Source organism: Streptomyces sp. NPDC058751 (assembly GCF_042746485.1).
Lineage (GTDB): Bacteria > Actinomycetota > Actinomycetes > Streptomycetales > Streptomycetaceae > Streptomyces.
On sequence record NZ_JBHYPZ010000001.1, the window covers coordinates 119456 to 134835 of the forward strand.

A 15380-nucleotide genomic window follows, 5' to 3' on the forward strand; every position below is an offset into this window, starting at 1 on the left:
CGCCTGACGAGGGCGACGAGGACGGGACGGCACGTTGAGCGAGACCAGGGCGGCCGCCCCGTCCTCCATCCGGAGTTCGGTGAGCGCCGCGTTGTGAAGGCCCGGCAGGACCCGGCGGTACTCGCCCAGCGGGATGGACAGGACGGTGCACAGCACCAGGCGCAGCAGGTTGTTGTGGGCGACGACCAGCACGCGTTCGCCGGGGTGGGCCTCGGCGATGCGGCGCAGGGCGTGGGTTCCCCGGGCCGCCGCCGCGCGCGGGTCCTCCGCCTCGGGGAAGGGGTAGGACACCGGATCGGCGCGGTACGCCTTGGCTCGGGCCGGGTTCTCCTGTTCGAACTCGGCGAGGGTGCGGCCCTCCAACACCCCGAAGTCGCATTCGCGCAGGGCCGGTTCGCGCCGGGCGGCCAGTCCGAGGGCGCGGCACGCGGGCTCGGCGGTGGCGACGGCACGGGACAGGGTCGAGGTCCAGACCGCGTCGACGGGGTGCGCGGCCGCCCAGCGGCCGAGGGCATCCGCCTGGGCACGGCCCTCGTCGGTGAGGTGGATGTCGCTCACTCCGGCGTAGCGGTTCTCCGCGTGCCAGACGGTCTGCCCGTGCCGGGCCAGGAGGAGGGTCGCGCGGCGGCTCGTAGTACTCATGAGGCCGCAGTATCCAGGCCGGGCCGGGCCCGTGGGCGCTCCACGGGAAGTCCGGTCCACGGCCGGGGGCGGCGTTTCCGTCTCCGGCCCCGGTCCCGCACGGGACCGGGGCCGGTGCGGGGACCTACAGGTTGCTGAAGTCCGGTCCCGCCGTACGGGTGCGCTTGATCTCGTAGAAGCCGGGCACCGAGGCGACCATGAGGGTGCCGTCCCAGAGCTTGGCGGCGTCCTCGCCCTTGGGGGCGGGGGTGACGACCGGGCCGAAGAAGGCGAGCTGCTCGCCGTCGGAGCCGGGGACGGCGATGACGGGCGTGCCGACGTCCTGGCCGACCTTGTCGATGCCCTCCTTGTGGGAGGCGCGCAGTTCGGCGTCGAACTCGAAGTTCTCCTGGTCGGCGTAGTCGATCAGGTCGGCGGGCAGCCCCACCTCTTCGAGGGCTCCGGCCATGGCCTCCTTGGTCGCGCCCAGGCCGTCGTTGTGGAAGCGGGTGCCGAGCGCGGTGTACAGCGGGCCGAGGACGTCGTCGCCGTGCTTCTGCCAGGCGGCGGTGACCACCTTGACGGGCTGCCACGCCGTGGTCGCGAGCATCTCGCGGTAGCTGTCGGGAAGCTCGTCGAGCTTGGGCTCGTTCAGCACGGCCAGGCTCATGATGTGCCAGCGGACCTCGATGTCGCGGACCTTCTCCACTTCCAGCACCCATCGCGAGGTCATCCAGGCCCAGGGGCACAGCGGGTCGAACCAGAAGTCGACGGGGGTCTTGCCGGAACCGGTCTGAGCGGTCTGCTCGGGCATGGCTCTCCTCGGGAGGCGGTCTTTTCCCCTGGCAACACCTGCACTCACCTGTGCCATTCCCGTGCATCTGTGCGATTCCAGGGTGGGCATGGGGATTCCCCTGTGTCGCCGTCGTCGCACTGCCCGCGGTAAGGAGCACGTGGCAGGATCGGCCCTGTTCGCGCATGTCTATGACGCCATGAGGGAGTGCAGCCGTGCCCGGTGAGAATCTGTCCCGCGACGAGGCCCAGGAGCGGGCGGCACTGCTGTCCGTCGACAGCTACGACGTCTTCCTCGACCTGCGCTCGGCCGTCGGGGACACGGAGCCCGGCGGAGCGGCCGGCGAGCCCCGCACCTTCCGCTCGGTGACCACGCTCCGCTTCCGCTGCGCCGAGCCGGGCGCGGCGAGCTTCGCGGACCTGGTCGCGCCGAGTGTGACGGCCGTCTCGCTCAACGGACGGGACCTCGACCCGGGTGAGGTGTTCGACGGCTCCCGGATCCGTCTGGAGGACCTGGCCCCCGAGAACGAGCTGGTCGTGGACGCGCAGTGCGCCTACTCCCGCACCGGCGAGGGCATGCACCGCTTCGTCGACCCCGAGGACGGCGAGGTGTACCTGTACACGCAGTACGAGCCCGCCGACTCGCGCCGCGTCTTCGCGAACTTCGAGCAGCCGGACCTCAAGGCGCCGTTCCGCTTCGAGACGAGGGCCCCCGAGGGCTGGACCGTCTGGAGCAACGGCGTCGGCGAACTCGTGGACGGCGTGTGGAAGTTCGCCGAGACGAAGCCGATCTCGACGTACATCACCGCGGTCGTGGCGGGCCCGTACCACTACGTGACGGACTCCTACTCCCGCACCTTCGACGACGGTACGACGCTGGAGATCCCGCTCGGCGCGATGTGCCGCAAGGGCCTGGCCCCGCACTTCGACGCCGACGACGTGTTCCTCGTGACCAAGCAGGGCCTGGACTTCTTCCACGACCACTTCGACTACCCGTACCCCTTCGGGAAGTACGACCAGGCGTTCGTGCCCGAGTACAACCTCGGCGCGATGGAGAACCCGGGGCTCGTCACCTTCCGCGAGGAGTACATCTTCCGCGGCAAGGTGACGCAGACCTCGTACGAGGCACGGGCGAACGTCATCCTGCACGAGATGGCGCACATGTGGTTCGGCGACCTCGTCACCATGGTCTGGTGGGACGACCTGTGGCTGAAGGAGTCCTTCGCCGACTTCATGGGCACCTTCGCGAACGTGGGCGCGACCCGCTTCACCGACGCCTGGATCACGTTCGCCAACCGCCGCAAGGCCTGGGCCTACCGCGCCGACCAGCTCCCGTCCACCCACCCGATCACGGCCGACATCCGTGACCTGCAGGACGCCAAGCTGAACTTCGACGGCATCACCTACGCCAAGGGCGCCTCCGTCCTGAAGCAGCTGGTGGCGTACGCCGGGCAGGACGCCTTCCTGGAGGGCGCCCGCCGCTACTTCAAGCGCAACGCGTACGGGAACACCCGGCTCGGCGACCTGCTGTCGGCCCTGGAGGAGACGAGCGGACGGGACATGGCCGCCTGGTCCCGGTCCTGGCTCCAGACCGCGGGCGTCAACTCCCTCACCCCGCAGGTGATCCTGGACCCGCAGGGGCGCGTCGCCGAGCTGGCGGTGCTCCAGGAGGCGCCCGAGTCCCACCCCGAACTGCGCCCGCACCGCGTGGCCGTGGGCCTGTACCACCGTGAGGGCGGCGACGGCCCCCTCGTGCGGTACGCGCGCGCCGAGGTGGACGTCGACGGACCGCGCACGGTCGTGACCGAGCTGGCCGGCGCCGAGGCCCCCGCGCTCGTCCTCGTCAACGACGACGACCTCACGTACTGCAAGATCCGCTTCGACGAGGGCTCGCTGGCCACCCTGCGGGAGGCGCTCGGCGAGATCACCGACCCGCTCGCCCGGGCGCTGTGCTGGTCGGCCCTGTGGAACCTCACGCGCGACGCGCTCCTGCCCACCCGGGACTTCATCGCCCTGGTGCTGCGCTTCGCGGGCCGCGAGTCGGACATCGGCGTCCTGCAGATGCTGCACGCCTGGGCGAACTCCGCGCTCGTCCACTACGCGGCGCCCGCCTGGCGCGAGGAGGGCGGGGCGCTGCTCGCCGAGGGCGCGCTGAGGGAGCTGCGGCTCGCCGAGCCGGGCGGTCAGCACCAGCTCGCCTGGGCCCGCTTCTTCGCCGTCGTCGCCTCCGGCGAGGCCGATCTCCAGTTCCTGCGGGACCTGCTGGACGGGACGGCGAAGGTCGACGGTCTCGAGGTCGACCAGGAGCTGCGCTGGGCGTTCCTGGAGCCGCTCGCCGCGCGGGGCGCCGCCGACGAGTCCGTCCTCGCCGCCGAACTCGCCCGTGACGACACGGCGTCCGGCAAGCGGCACCAGGTCCGCTGTCTGGCCGCCCGGCCCTCGGCGGCGGTCAAGGCGCAGGCGTGGGCGGCCGTCGTGGAGTCCGACGCGCTGTCCAACGCCCTCGTCGAGGCGACCATCTCCGGCTTCGGCCAGCCGTCCCGGCGGGACCTGCTGGAGCCGTACACCGCCAAGTACTTCGCCGCCGTCGACCGCGTCTGGGCGGAGCGCTCCATCCAGATCGGCATGGACGTGGTCAGGGGTCTGTTCCCCTCGCTCCAGGACTCCCCGGAGACCCTGGCCGCGACGGACTCCTGGCTCTCGGCACACGAGGACGCGCCGCCGGCGCTGCGCCGGCTGGTGCTGGAGTCGCGGGACGACCTGGCGCGGGCGCTGCGGGCGCAGGACTGCGACATCGCCGCCGCGGGCTGATCACCGGTCTCCCCGGCCCCGCCGGGGAGACCGCCGGCGCCGTGTGCGCCCGGTGCCCTCCCCGGCGGGGCGAGCGATGCCCCGCGGCGTCCCCGGCGGACCGGGCCGGGCCGGCGCGTCCGCCGGTGCGCTGATCCGATGCGCACACCGGTCGGCTGATCCGATGCACGCATTGGTTACGAAATTCAGGTATTCACAGCCGTAACCCCTATTAACACGCGGCCGGACCAGCGGCTTTCGGTGGTCGAACGCCCGCGCGGACGGCAGCGGTTGTCCCGATTCTCCGACGGGCGGGTAACAGCCGTTAGAAGACGGCCCCCGGGCGGGAACCCCCGGACCATGAACCACGGCACCCCCATCTCCCCCCGCCCCCTCCGCCACGTGTCCCCCGTACGGAACCGGGTCCTGACCACCGCCCAGCTGCGCGACCACGGTGTGACCGCCGCGGACGCCCACGAGCGGTGCCGGCCCGGCGGGCCCTGGCAGCGTGTCCTTCCCGGTGTCTTCCTGCTGCACCCCGGCCCGCCCACGCCCGAGGAGCGGCTGCACGCGGCGCTGCTCTACACCGCCCGTCCCCCCTCCTCCCGCACGGCCGCCCGCGTCCCCGCCCAGCCGGACCCCGCCCGAACGCGCGCCCACCGGCCCTCCGCGGACGCCCTGATCACCGGGCTGGCGGCACTGGCCCTGCACGGCTTCTCCTGCGCCCCGCCGTTGCTCTCCCTCGGCACGATCGACGTGCTCGTCCCCCGGCTGCGCCGGCTGCGCTCGACCGGAGGCGTCCGCATCGTGCGCACGACCGTGCTGCCGGCGCCCGCGTTCGTGGCCGGAGTCCCGGTCGCCGCCGTCCCCCGCGCGCTGGCGGACGCGGTCGCGGAGCTGACCGACGCGAAGGCCGTGCGCGGGCTGCTGACGGAGGCGGTGCGCCACGGCCGCTGCGAACCGCGCTCGGTGGTGGAGGAGCTGACGGCGGCCCGGCTGCTCGACCGCCCGCACGTCGTCGACGCCGTGGACTCGCTGGTGGCGGAGGGGAGGGCGGTCGCGGAGAACCGTCTGTACCGGATGGTCTTCGAGCACAGGCTGCCCGCCCCTGTCTGGAACGTCGAGCTGCGGCTGCCCGGAGGCCCGCGCCTCGGCGCCCTCGACGCGTACTGGCCCGAGCAGGCGGTGGCGGTCGAGCTGGACACCCGGACCCCGCTCCGGGACGCGGACGCCCAGAGGTCCGAGCGGGCCCGCAGACGCGAGCATCTGGAGCGGCTGGGCATCACCGTCGTCCACATCACCCCGCGCGGACTCAGGGACGCGGCGGAACAGCAGGCCACGATCGTACGGACCGCGCTCATGGCCGCGGACGACCGCGATCCGGCCGCGTATGTCCTGGTGCTGCCCCGGTCGTGACGGACAGGGCGCGCCCGGAGGGGAGGGAGGGGGACCGCGGGCTCCGCTCACGGTCCCCCTCCCGCGTTCCGCCGTCGTTGTCAGTGCCCCGAACTACTGTGAGGCGTGCGGGAGTTCCCCTGCCGGACACTCCCGCCGCGACGAGCCGGACACAGACAGGAGAGCGTGATGACGACTCTGCCCGACCGCCCGAACACAGCACTGCTGGTGATCGACATGCAGCACGGAGCGGTGGACGGCGCCCACGACCTCGCGGGTGTGACCGCGAACATCCGGACGCTCGTCGCCAGGGCCCGCGCCGAGGCGGTGCCGGTGATCTGGGTGCAGCACTCGGACGACCAGCTGAAGTACGGCAGCGACGCCTGGCAGTACGTGCCGGAGCTGGTCCATGAGGAGGCGGAGCCCGTCGTCCACAAGAACTGGGGCGACTCCTTCGAGGCCACCGATCTGGAGGACCTGCTCGCGGAGCGTGCCGTCGGCCATGTCGTGGTCACCGGCGCCCAGACCGACATGTGTGTCCGCTCCACACTCCACAGCGCCCTCACCCGCGGGTACGACGTCACGCTGGTCGGCGACGCCCACACCACGGAGGACCTCACCGCGTACGGCGCCCCCGCCCCCGCCGAGGTCGTCGCCCACACCAACCTGTACTGGAGGGAGCAGCGCGCGCCCGGCCGGCGCGGGGACACCGTCGAGACGGCGAAGGTGAGCTTCGCCGCCCGGGCCGCCGGCTAGAGCCTGTCGGACAGGGCCGGGGACAGGCCCCGGGCCGGGCCCGCCCCGGTCGGCTCCGCCGTCCCCGTCCCGCAGAACTCCGCCTCGACGACCGCCTCGGCGTCGCCCGTCCAGTCGCCGTTGAAGTTGAAGGCGAGGGAACGGCGGCCGTCCGCGGTGGTGACGGCCACGGAGGTCGAGCCGTGGATGCCGCCGTCATGGCCCCAGATCCGGACGCCGCAGCTCAGCTTCCGCTCCAGGAGGCCGAGGCCGTAGCCGCCGTCGGGGAGGCCTTCGATACGGACCGTCGACTTCATCTCCTCCAACTGCTCGCGCGGCAGGAGCCTGCCGCGCAGGAGGGCGGTGTAGAAGCGGTTCAGGTCGGCACTGTCGGAGATCATCTCCCCCGCGGAGAAGGCCAGGGAGGGGTTGAGGGCGGTGACGTCGTAGGTCGGTCCCGTCGTGGTCTCGGCCAGTTTGGAGTAGGCCTTGCCGTGGGGCCCGGGGACCGTCACCCGGGTGCCCGGCAGCGAAGTGGCGTGCAGGTTCAGGGGTTTGATGATCCGGTCGCGGATCTGCGAGGCGTAGGAACGGCCGGTGACCTTCTCGATCACCATGCCGGCCAGGACGTAGTTGGTGTTGGAGTAGTTCCAGGACGTGCCCGGCGCGAAGTCCGGCTTGTGGGACAGGGCGACGGCGACGAGCTGTTCGGGGGTCAGCGTGTCGTAGCGGTGGCCGAAGAACCCTTCCTTCTCGAAATACGTACGGCCGAAGTCTTCGTCGGCCGTGTAGTTGAAGATGCCGCTGGTGTGGTTGAGGAGTTGGCGGACGGTGATCCCGGAGCCGTCGTTGCCGTTGCCGCGCACCAGACCGGGCAGCCAGGTCTCCACGGTGTCGTCCAGGGACAGCCGTCCCTCCGCCTCCAGCTGGAGCAGGACGGTGGAGACGAACGTCTTGGTGATGCTGCCGACGCGGTAACGGTCGGCCGTGGACCGCGGGGCGCCGGTCCTCAGGTCTCCGACGCCCGCGGTGGCCGCCCAGGTGCCGTGCTCGTCCACGGCCCTCGCCGTCACCCCCGGCACACCGTCGCGCACGACGGCTTCCAGTGCCTGCCGCGTCGGCGCGTGCCCGCCCTTCGCGGGCGCCGCCGCCGCGATGCCCGCCTGCGTCACCGCGATCCCCGCGGCGATCGCCCCCACCAGTGCCGTACGTACCCTCATGTCTTCCCCGTCTCGCTGTGGGACTCGGTCGGGGGGATGGACACGAGGGCACGCCGGCGGGTTGCCCGGAGGGCGTGGGTTGATCCGTTTCTAGCCCTTCTTCAGGATCAGCTCGGTGTTGCGGTCGCGGGACGTGCCCGACAGGTCGGTGCGGGCGCCGGGGGCGTTGTGGGAGAGCTCGCGGTACAGCGCCGCGAGGCCCGTCTGGGTGAGGTCGGAGAAGTCCGTGGCGTGCGGGGCCGCGGACTCGACGAGGGTGGTGAACAACGAGAGGGTGCCGTCCTTGTTGTCCACCAGCTCGACGATCCGGGCGAGCTGGGGGAAGTCGACGTGGGAGGCGGTGCAGATCTCCCAGAAGGAGCGGTTGCCCGAGGCGGCGTGCGGGATGATCTCGTTCTTGTGGGTGTGGCCGTTCACCCAGGCCAGGGTGTTGCCGTACTTGGCGAGAAGGGCGACGACCTCGTCCCCGCCGTGCCGCCGCTCGGACGGGTGCGCGGGATCGGGGTGGGTGTTGCGCATCGTCTTGCTGGTGTGGTGGCTGAAGACGACGACGTACGAGTCGGCGTTCTCGCGCAGGGTCCGCTCCAGCCAGCGCAGTTGCGCCGTGCCGATGGACCCCTCGTAGTGGCCGCCGGGGTCGGTGGTGTCCAGGCTGACGCCGATGACGTCCTCGGCGATGCGGAACGTGTAGTACTGGGTGCCCGCGGAGAGGTTCGCGGAGGAGTAGCCGTGGCCGATCGGGCCCGGTCCGGTGTGCGCCGGGTCGAGGTGCGCCTCGACGTACTCGGCGGGGGTGAACGGGGCGCGCCCCTCGTCGGGCGTGACCGAGCGCATGTCGCGGGCGTGCGCCCTGAGCAGGTCGCGGAACGCGGCGCCCTTCGGGCTGCTGCCGTTCTTGATGCTCCTGGCGAGCGTGGTGGCCTCCGCCGTGCCCAGCGACATCAGTTTCCTGCCGCCGACGGCGAACTCGGTGAGGTAGGAGTCACCGCGCGATCCGTAGCAGCCGAGCGGGAGCGCGTCGTGGTTGCCGACGGTGGAGTACCAGGGCAGCTTCAGGCCGGGGCTGCGCACCTCGCGGATCGCCGCTGCCAGGAAGCCCTGGATGCGCGGGAAGCCGAGCTGCTTGTCGGCGTCGCGCAGGGCGGCGTCGGGCTGCCAGTAGGTCTTCAGGCCGCTGGCCTGGACGCCCTCGTAGTGCCGCGGGTCACCGCTGTTGGGGGTGATGCGGCCGCCGCTCATGACCTTCAGGAACCACTCCAGCTCCGTCCTTGAGTTGTTGTCGGTGTTGTCCCCGGTGGTCATGACGAAGTGCAGCGGGGTTCCGGTGGCGGGGGCTCCGCGCAGGGAGTTGACCCGCTCGATCAGGGAGACCGCGCCCGCGACGGTCAGCGCCTCCTGCGGGCGCCAGGCGCTCTTGTTCTGCGAGCGCAGGTACTCGAGGCGCAGCGGGTGCTGGGCGTCGATCAGGTGCAGGTCGGTGAGCTGCACGAACGCGGCGAGCGCGGTGCGCCGGTCGGCGCGGCCCGTCTTGGCCGCGGCCAGTTCCTCGCGCACGACGCGCTTCCAGCCCGCGCCGTCACCGAGCCTGCGGTATCCGGTCGGGCCGGAGCGCGGGGCGGCCACGGTGCTCAGGGTCGTGCCGCGGGTGTACGGGGCGAGCGCGGCCGGTCTCGTCGGGCCGGTGGTGGCCGCCAGGCCCTCGGGGCGGGCGACGGAGTCGGCGACGGGCGCCTGGGCGGCCGTCGCCGCGTGCGCCGGGGACTGCGGGCGCAGGGCCAAGCCGATCCCCGCGGAGAGGGACACCGCTCCGGTGGCGGCCAGCAGGGTGCGGCGGTCGAGGGCGGTTGCGGTGGCGACAGAGCGTGTACGCGGCATGGCGCGGTCTCCCCGAGTGCGAACGCGTCGGCAGTGGCCGCGGGGTGCTCGACCGGCGAACTCCCCGCTCGTACTGGATCGTTGGCACTGGGGGTGACCTGCGCGTTAACTGGGCGGCAACGGGTGACGCCGATCACCGTACGTCGATCTCCGCGCACCCCGGGCGTCCATGGAGTCCTGCCCGAACGGCCGGTGGACGGTCACGCCGTGTTCATCCAAGGGGGTAGGGGGGTGGATCCGGGGCGCCGCGCGGCCGTTCGCGGACGCGCGGCCCCCGTTCACGGGTTCGCCGGCGAGTAGGCGGGCGCGGACCAGCGCAGCGGGCTCGCGGCGGGCGTCTCGACGGCCTCGGCGAGGGTGAAGCGGACGGTCCGCCCGCCGTCGGGGGTGAACTCGGTGCGGGCCGTGCCGGTGAGCTGGAGCACCGACCCGGAGGTCCAGTCCAGGAAGAGCAGACCGGCGCGCGGATCGGCCGCGAGGTTGCCGAGGGTCAGGAACATGGAGTTCCCCGGGTAGTCGGGCCAGCTCAGTTCGCCGGGTGAGTCGACGCGCACGAAGCCGGGGTTGCCGCCCCGGTGGCTCGCGTCGGCGCCGTGCGGGTGGACCGTGGCGAGGAAGAAGGTGTCGGCGGCCTCGACGAACTCGCGCTGGGAGGGGGTGAGTTCCGTGCCGCGCCGGGCGGTGTCCGCGGTGCGGCCCGCCACCGTCTCGTAGGAGTCCCTCTTCTGGAGGTATTTGGGGCAGTTGGCGAAGACCTGGTCGGCCTCGACCGCGAAGCCGCGCGGGGTCGGCCGGATCCGGCCGTTGAGGCGCATCCGGCGGCGGGTGCGCGGGTCGAGCGCGATGGTGCCGACGGCGGTGCCCGGGACGGCGAGCGCGGCGGCGAGCGGGTCACCGGCCGGGAGGCCGCCCACGACCGACATCTGCCGGACCCCGGTGGCCCGGACGAACCCCGGCTCCCCCGTGAGCAGCGAGGCCCACACCCGGCCGTCCCCCGCCGGACCCGCGCCGCGCTCCCGTTCCGTGCCGCCCTCCGGGGCCGCCGCGCCGACGACCAGCATGGGCTGGAGTTCGAGGAACGCGGCGGCCACCGGGCGGATGCCCTGGCCGACGGAGCGGCCCACGTGATCGGCGAGGTCCCGGACGCCGACCCGGTCCTGGATCGCCCGCGAGCCCGAGTGATACGTCATGACCGCTCCAGGTGTTAGAAGAAACCGCAGGTCGGTGCGGACGCGTTCGGTGCCGGCGCTTCCTCGGCGCCGCTCGCGGCGAAGATCTCCAGACGGGTGCCGTCCGGGTCGTGGAAGAAGATGCCGCCGGAGGCCGCGCCCTCGCGGTGGGCGACGACACCGTCGTGGGCGAACGTCACGCCGTAGGCGCGCAGGGCCGTCTCGTACTCCCTGACCCGGTCGAGGGAGTCGACTTCGAGGGCCAGGTGGTGCAGGCCCGCGAGCCCCGTGTCATGGCCGTCGCGCGCCTGCTGCCACAGGGTGAGCGCCGGGCGGCCGTCCCCGGAGGGGGATCCGAGGAACGCGTACCGCCGCTTCCCGCCGTCGTCGCCCTCCTCCTTGCCCTCGCCGAGCACGCCGTACCCGAGGACGTCGCGGTAGAAGGCGAGCGAGCGGTCGAGGTCCGTGACGTTCAGGCCGATGTGGCCGGTGCGCAGCGTCATGACAGTGCCTTTCCGCCGTGGGCAGCCCCATCCGGGCTAACCCTTGTCATCGACATTAAAGGTTAGAACCCGGGGCGTCAACCAGTGACCTACCCTTGAGTGGTTAGCAGCGAAGGGAGACCCCATGTCCACCAGCCCCGACCCCCGCCCCCTCACCGGCGAGCCGGTCTCGCTCGACCTGCTCAACACCCGCTGGGTGCACGAAGGCGCGGCGCGGGACCTGCTGGCCGACACCGGGGGCCTCGCGGTGTGGCTGGCGGGCAACGGACTCGACTTCCCCGCCGACGACACCGTCCTGCGGCACGCCCTCGAAGCCCGCGACGCCCTGCGCGCCGCCGTCGACACGCCCCGCGGACAGGCCGGGGAGCAGGACTCCCGCTTCCCTGCCGAGGCCGCCGCCCGCGTCGACGCCGTCCTCGCGCACGGACGCGTCCGGCTGACACTGACCGACCGGGGGCCGGGCATGACGCCCGAGTTCGACGACCCCTCCTGGGGCCCCGCCTGGCTCGCCGCGCGCGACTACCTGGAACTGCTCCGGACCGCCCCGGACCGCATCCGGCGCTGCGCCCACGAGGCGTGCGTCCTGCACTTCTTCGACACCTCGCGGAACGGCACCCGCCGCTGGTGCTCGATGGCGGCCTGCGGCAACCGCGCGAAGGCGTCCCGCCACTACGCGCGCACAAAAGAGAGCTGAATCGACAAAGCGAGACATCCACACCGTCCGGGATATCCCCTCATAGCCCCTCATCGACGGCATGGCGCATGGCGGAAGTACGCCATGCGCCCCTCCTTGCTTGGTCAACTCTCCCCAAACAACTGCCCCTTGGGTAAAGCTGAGCGGTCATCCGGGTTCACATTCCGGACTGATGCGACCGGTGCCGCGAGAACACCCGGAACCGGCCGTTCCACGCTCGTTCCTTTACCTACAAGGGATGCAGATGACCTCCGACCCCCAGCGCGCACCGATATCGGGCGCGAGACGCGTGGCCCGCCTGGCCATGGCAGCGGGCCTCGTGGCCGCGCTCTCCGCGGCCGGGCCGATACCCATGGCCTTCTCCGCGGACACGGGCACGCCCACGGCCGACCCCGGCACCAAGTCCGCCTCCGCCAAACTCGGTTCGGACGACGCCGACCTCCTCACCGAGGCCAAGGCCAACGGCGACAAGAACGTCACGATGATGATCGCGACGGCTCCGGGCCAGACCGAGCAGGTCGCCGAGGAGCTGGACTCCGTCAAGGGCGGCTCGGTGGGCCGCAGCGACGACAAGCTCGGCTACGTCCGCGCCACCGTCCCCACGGGCAGGGCGGACGCGGCCATCGCCGCCGCCGCGAAGCTGTCCTCGGTGCACGGGATCGACCTGCGCCAGGAGATCGCGCTGGACGACCCGACCCCGAGCGCCGACACGGCCAGGCACGGCAGCAACACCTCCACGGCCGCCACGTACTCGGGTCCCGGCAGGAACACCCCCGCGAAGAACCCGTACAACCCCTCCTTCGAGACGGGCGCGGTCGACTTCGTCCAGGACCACCCGAAGGCGGACGGCCGGGGCGTCACCATCGGCATCCTCGACTCCGGCGTCGACCTGGGCCACCCCGCCCTGCAGAAGACCACCACCGGCGAGCGCAAGATCGTCGACTGGGTCACCGCGACCGACCCGATCCTCGACAGCGACGCGACCTGGCGGCGCATGACCAACCCGGTCAGCGGCCCGGTCTTCACCATCTCGGGCGCCACCTGGACGGCCCCCCAGGGCGACTACCAGTTCAACCTGTTCCGCGAGTCCGTCACCGCCGGCGGCGACGCCAAGGGCGACGCGAACCGCGACGGCGACACCACCGACGTCTGGGGCATCCTCTACGACCCGGCCGCCAGCACCGTCCGCGTCGACCTGAACAACAACTTCGACTTCTCCGACGACACGCCGATGAAGCCGTACAAGGACGGCTTCCAGATCGGCTGGTTCGGCACCGACGACCCGTCGACCGACGTCTCCGAGCGCCAGCCGTTCGTCGTGGAGATCCGCAAGGACGTCCCGACCGACCCCTACGGCGGCGACTGGGTCGGCAAGAAGGCCGACTTCGTCAACATCGGCGTCATCGAGTCCGAGCACGGTACGCACGTCGCGGGCATCACCTCCGCCAACGGCCTGTTCGGCGGGAAGATGAACGGCGCCGCGCCCGGCGCGAAGATCGTCTCCTCCCGTGCGTGCACCTGGACCGGCGGCTGCACCAACGTGGCGCTCACCGAGGGCATGATCGACCTCGTGGCCAACCGTGGCGTGGACATCGTCAACATGTCCATCGGCGGCCTGCCCGCGCTCAACGACGGCAACAACGCGCGCGCCGAGCTCTACACGCGTCTCATCGACACCTACGGCGTCCAGCTCGTGATCTCCGCGGGCAACTCGGGACCCGGCGCGAACACCATCGGCGACCCGGGCCTGGCCGACAAGGTCATCTCGGTCGGCGCGACCATCTCCAAGGAGACCTGGGCCGCCAACTACGGCTCGAAGGTGGAGAAGAAGTACGCGATGCTGCCCTTCTCCTCGCGCGGTCCGCGTGAGGACGGCGGCTTCACGCCGACGCTGAGCGCGCCCGGCGCCTCCATCAACACCACCCAGACCTGGCTGCCCGGCGGCCCGGTCGCCGAGGCGGGCTACACCCTTCCGGCCGGCTACTCGATGCTCCAGGGCACCTCGATGGCCTCCCCGCAGGCCGCGGGCGCCTCGGCGCTGCTGCTGAGCGCGGCGAAGCAGAAGGGCATCGGCCTCACCCCGGCCGTCCTGCGCACCGCGCTGACGTCGACCGCCGACCACATCGCGGGCGTCCAGGCGTACGCGGAGGGCGCGGGCCTCATCGACATCGAGGACGCCTGGGACGCCATCAGGGACGGCGCCACCGCCCACGACTACGCCGTCAAGGCACCGGTCGACACCGCGATCGACTTCGCGCTGAAGACGCCGGGCTTCGGCACCGGCCTGTACGACCGCGAGGGCGGCCTCAAGGCCGGTCAGCGCAAGACGTACGACATCACGATCACGCGCACTTCGGGCGCCGACCGTCCGGTCCGCCACGAGCTGTCCGTCGAGAACAACGCGGGCGACACCTTCCGGATCCTCGGCAAGGACGAGGTGAACCTGCCCCTGAACCAGCCGGTGACCGTCAAGGTGCAGGCCGCGCCCAAGTCGGCCGGGCTCAAGAGCGCGATCCTGGAGGTCGACGACCCGCGCACCGAGGGCGTCGACAAGCAGATCCTGTCGACCGTCGTGGTCTCGTCGCCCCTGAAGTACACCTACAGCGCCTCGGGTTCGGTGCAGCGCAACAGCACCACCTCGTACTTCGTGACGGTCCCCGAGGGCGCCACCTCCCTGGAGGCCGCGATCGGCGGGCTCAAGGACAAGAGCCAGACCCGGTTCATCGCCATCCACCCGTACGGCGTCCCGGTCGACAACACCAGCACCCCGTACTGCTACAACAACTACCTCGACGGCAACGGCTGCAGGCCCGACGTGCGTTCGTACGCGGACCCGCAGCCCGGCGTCTGGGAGATCGAGGTCGAGTCGCGCCGCACCTCGCCGCTCCTCGACAACCCCTACAAGCTGGACGTCGCCGTGCTCGGCGCGGCCTTCGACCCGGCCGTCGTGACCGTCCCCGAGGCCAAGGTCGGCACCCCGGCCGCCGCCTCCTGGAAGGTGACGAACGGCTTCGCCGCGATCGACGGCAAGCTGAAGGGCGGTCCGCTCGGCTCCTCCAAGAACGCGCGGCCGACCATCACCGAGGGCGCCACGCAGACCACCACGGTCGAGGTGCCCGCGGGCGCGGCCTCGCTCGACGTGGTCATCGGCAACGTCTCGGACAACGCCGCCGACCTCGACCTGACGGTGAAGAACGCCGCCGGGACCGTCGTCGGGCAGGACGCGGACGGTGACTCGGAGGAGGCCGTCTCCATCGCCAACCCCGCCGCCGGGACGTACACCATCGAGGTCGCGGGCTACGCGGTCCCGTCGGGCTCGACCGCCTACGACTACCGGGACGTGTTCTTCTCGAGCGCGCTCGGCACGGTCTCGGTCGACGACTCCACTCCGGTGAAGCTCGCGACCGGCGCCTCGGCCACGGTGTCCGGTTCGGTCACGGCCGCCGCGGCGGCGCCCGAGGGACGCGAGTTCTTCGGTCAGGTCCAGCTGGTGAACGCGCGCGGCACGGTGGCGGGCATCGGCAGCGTGAAGATCGAGAAGGTCACGCCGTAGCGGTGTGACCCCCGGCCGCGCGAGCGGCCCGGG

At 72.0% G+C, this 15380-nt stretch carries 10 protein-coding genes and 1 pseudogene; 5 read left to right on the top strand and 6 right to left on the bottom strand.

Annotation, left to right across the window (positions count from 1 at the left end):
- Positions 1-12: 12 nt before the first annotated feature.
- Both ACFW6B_RS00505 and ACFW6B_RS00510 read right to left on the bottom strand, forming a co-directional pair.
- A pseudogene (locus tag ACFW6B_RS00505) lies at positions 13-642 on the bottom strand (histidine phosphatase family protein); the annotation flags it as partial.
- A gap of 124 nt (positions 643-766) precedes the next feature.
- Positions 767-1435 carry a DsbA family protein gene (locus ACFW6B_RS00510; RefSeq protein ID WP_386591052.1) on the bottom strand — a complete coding sequence of 223 codons (669 nt, stop codon included), beginning with the start codon at positions 1433-1435 and terminating at the stop codon, positions 767-769.
- A 194-nt stretch (positions 1436-1629) separates the two neighbouring features.
- On the opposite strand from ACFW6B_RS00510, the gene pepN reads away from it, so the two are divergent.
- The 3 genes from pepN to ACFW6B_RS00525 all read left to right on the top strand — a co-directional run bounded on the left by pepN (position 1630) and on the right by ACFW6B_RS00525 (position 6354).
- Positions 1630-4224 carry an aminopeptidase N gene (gene pepN / locus ACFW6B_RS00515; RefSeq protein ID WP_386591054.1) on the top strand — a complete coding sequence of 865 codons (2595 nt, stop codon included), beginning with the start codon at positions 1630-1632 and terminating at the stop codon, positions 4222-4224.
- Between the two features lie 339 nt (positions 4225-4563).
- Positions 4564-5619, top strand: a complete 1056-nt coding sequence (locus ACFW6B_RS00520; RefSeq protein WP_386591055.1) for a hypothetical protein — start codon at positions 4564-4566, stop codon at positions 5617-5619.
- A gap of 168 nt (positions 5620-5787) precedes the next feature.
- Complete coding sequence (locus ACFW6B_RS00525) at positions 5788-6354, top strand: isochorismatase family protein (protein ID WP_386591056.1); 567 nt, start codon at positions 5788-5790, stop codon at positions 6352-6354.
- Here ACFW6B_RS00525 and ACFW6B_RS00530 read toward each other — a convergent pair.
- The 4 genes from ACFW6B_RS00530 to ACFW6B_RS00545 form a co-directional block, all read right to left on the bottom strand.
- Complete coding sequence (locus ACFW6B_RS00530; RefSeq protein WP_386591057.1) at positions 6351-7553, bottom strand: serine hydrolase domain-containing protein; 1203 nt, start codon at positions 7551-7553, stop codon at positions 6351-6353. The two genes, ACFW6B_RS00525 and ACFW6B_RS00530, sit on opposite strands and share 4 nt — an antisense overlap.
- A 90-nt stretch (positions 7554-7643) precedes the next feature.
- On the bottom strand, positions 7644-9428 hold the full coding sequence (locus tag ACFW6B_RS00535; RefSeq protein ID WP_386591058.1) for a TIGR03767 family metallophosphoesterase: 1785 nt from the start codon (positions 9426-9428) through the stop codon (positions 7644-7646).
- A 278-nt stretch (positions 9429-9706) separates the two neighbouring features.
- Entirely contained in the window at positions 9707-10618 is a 912-nt protein-coding gene (locus ACFW6B_RS00540) for a pyridoxamine 5'-phosphate oxidase family protein (protein WP_386591059.1), read from the bottom strand.
- A 14-nt stretch (positions 10619-10632) separates the two neighbouring features.
- Positions 10633-11100, bottom strand: coding sequence for a VOC family protein (locus tag ACFW6B_RS00545; RefSeq protein ID WP_386591060.1), 468 nt, complete (start codon positions 11098-11100; stop codon positions 10633-10635).
- A gap of 124 nt (positions 11101-11224) precedes the next feature.
- Between ACFW6B_RS00545 and ACFW6B_RS00550 the strand changes: the two genes are divergently transcribed.
- Positions 11225-11794, top strand: coding sequence for a CGNR zinc finger domain-containing protein (locus ACFW6B_RS00550; RefSeq protein WP_386591061.1), 570 nt, complete (start codon positions 11225-11227; stop codon positions 11792-11794).
- A 244-nt stretch (positions 11795-12038) separates the two neighbouring features.
- A complete protein-coding gene (locus tag ACFW6B_RS00555) occupies positions 12039-15347 on the top strand; it encodes a S8 family serine peptidase (RefSeq protein WP_386591062.1) in 3309 nt (1102 codons plus the stop codon).
- Positions 15348-15380 lie beyond the last annotated feature (33 nt).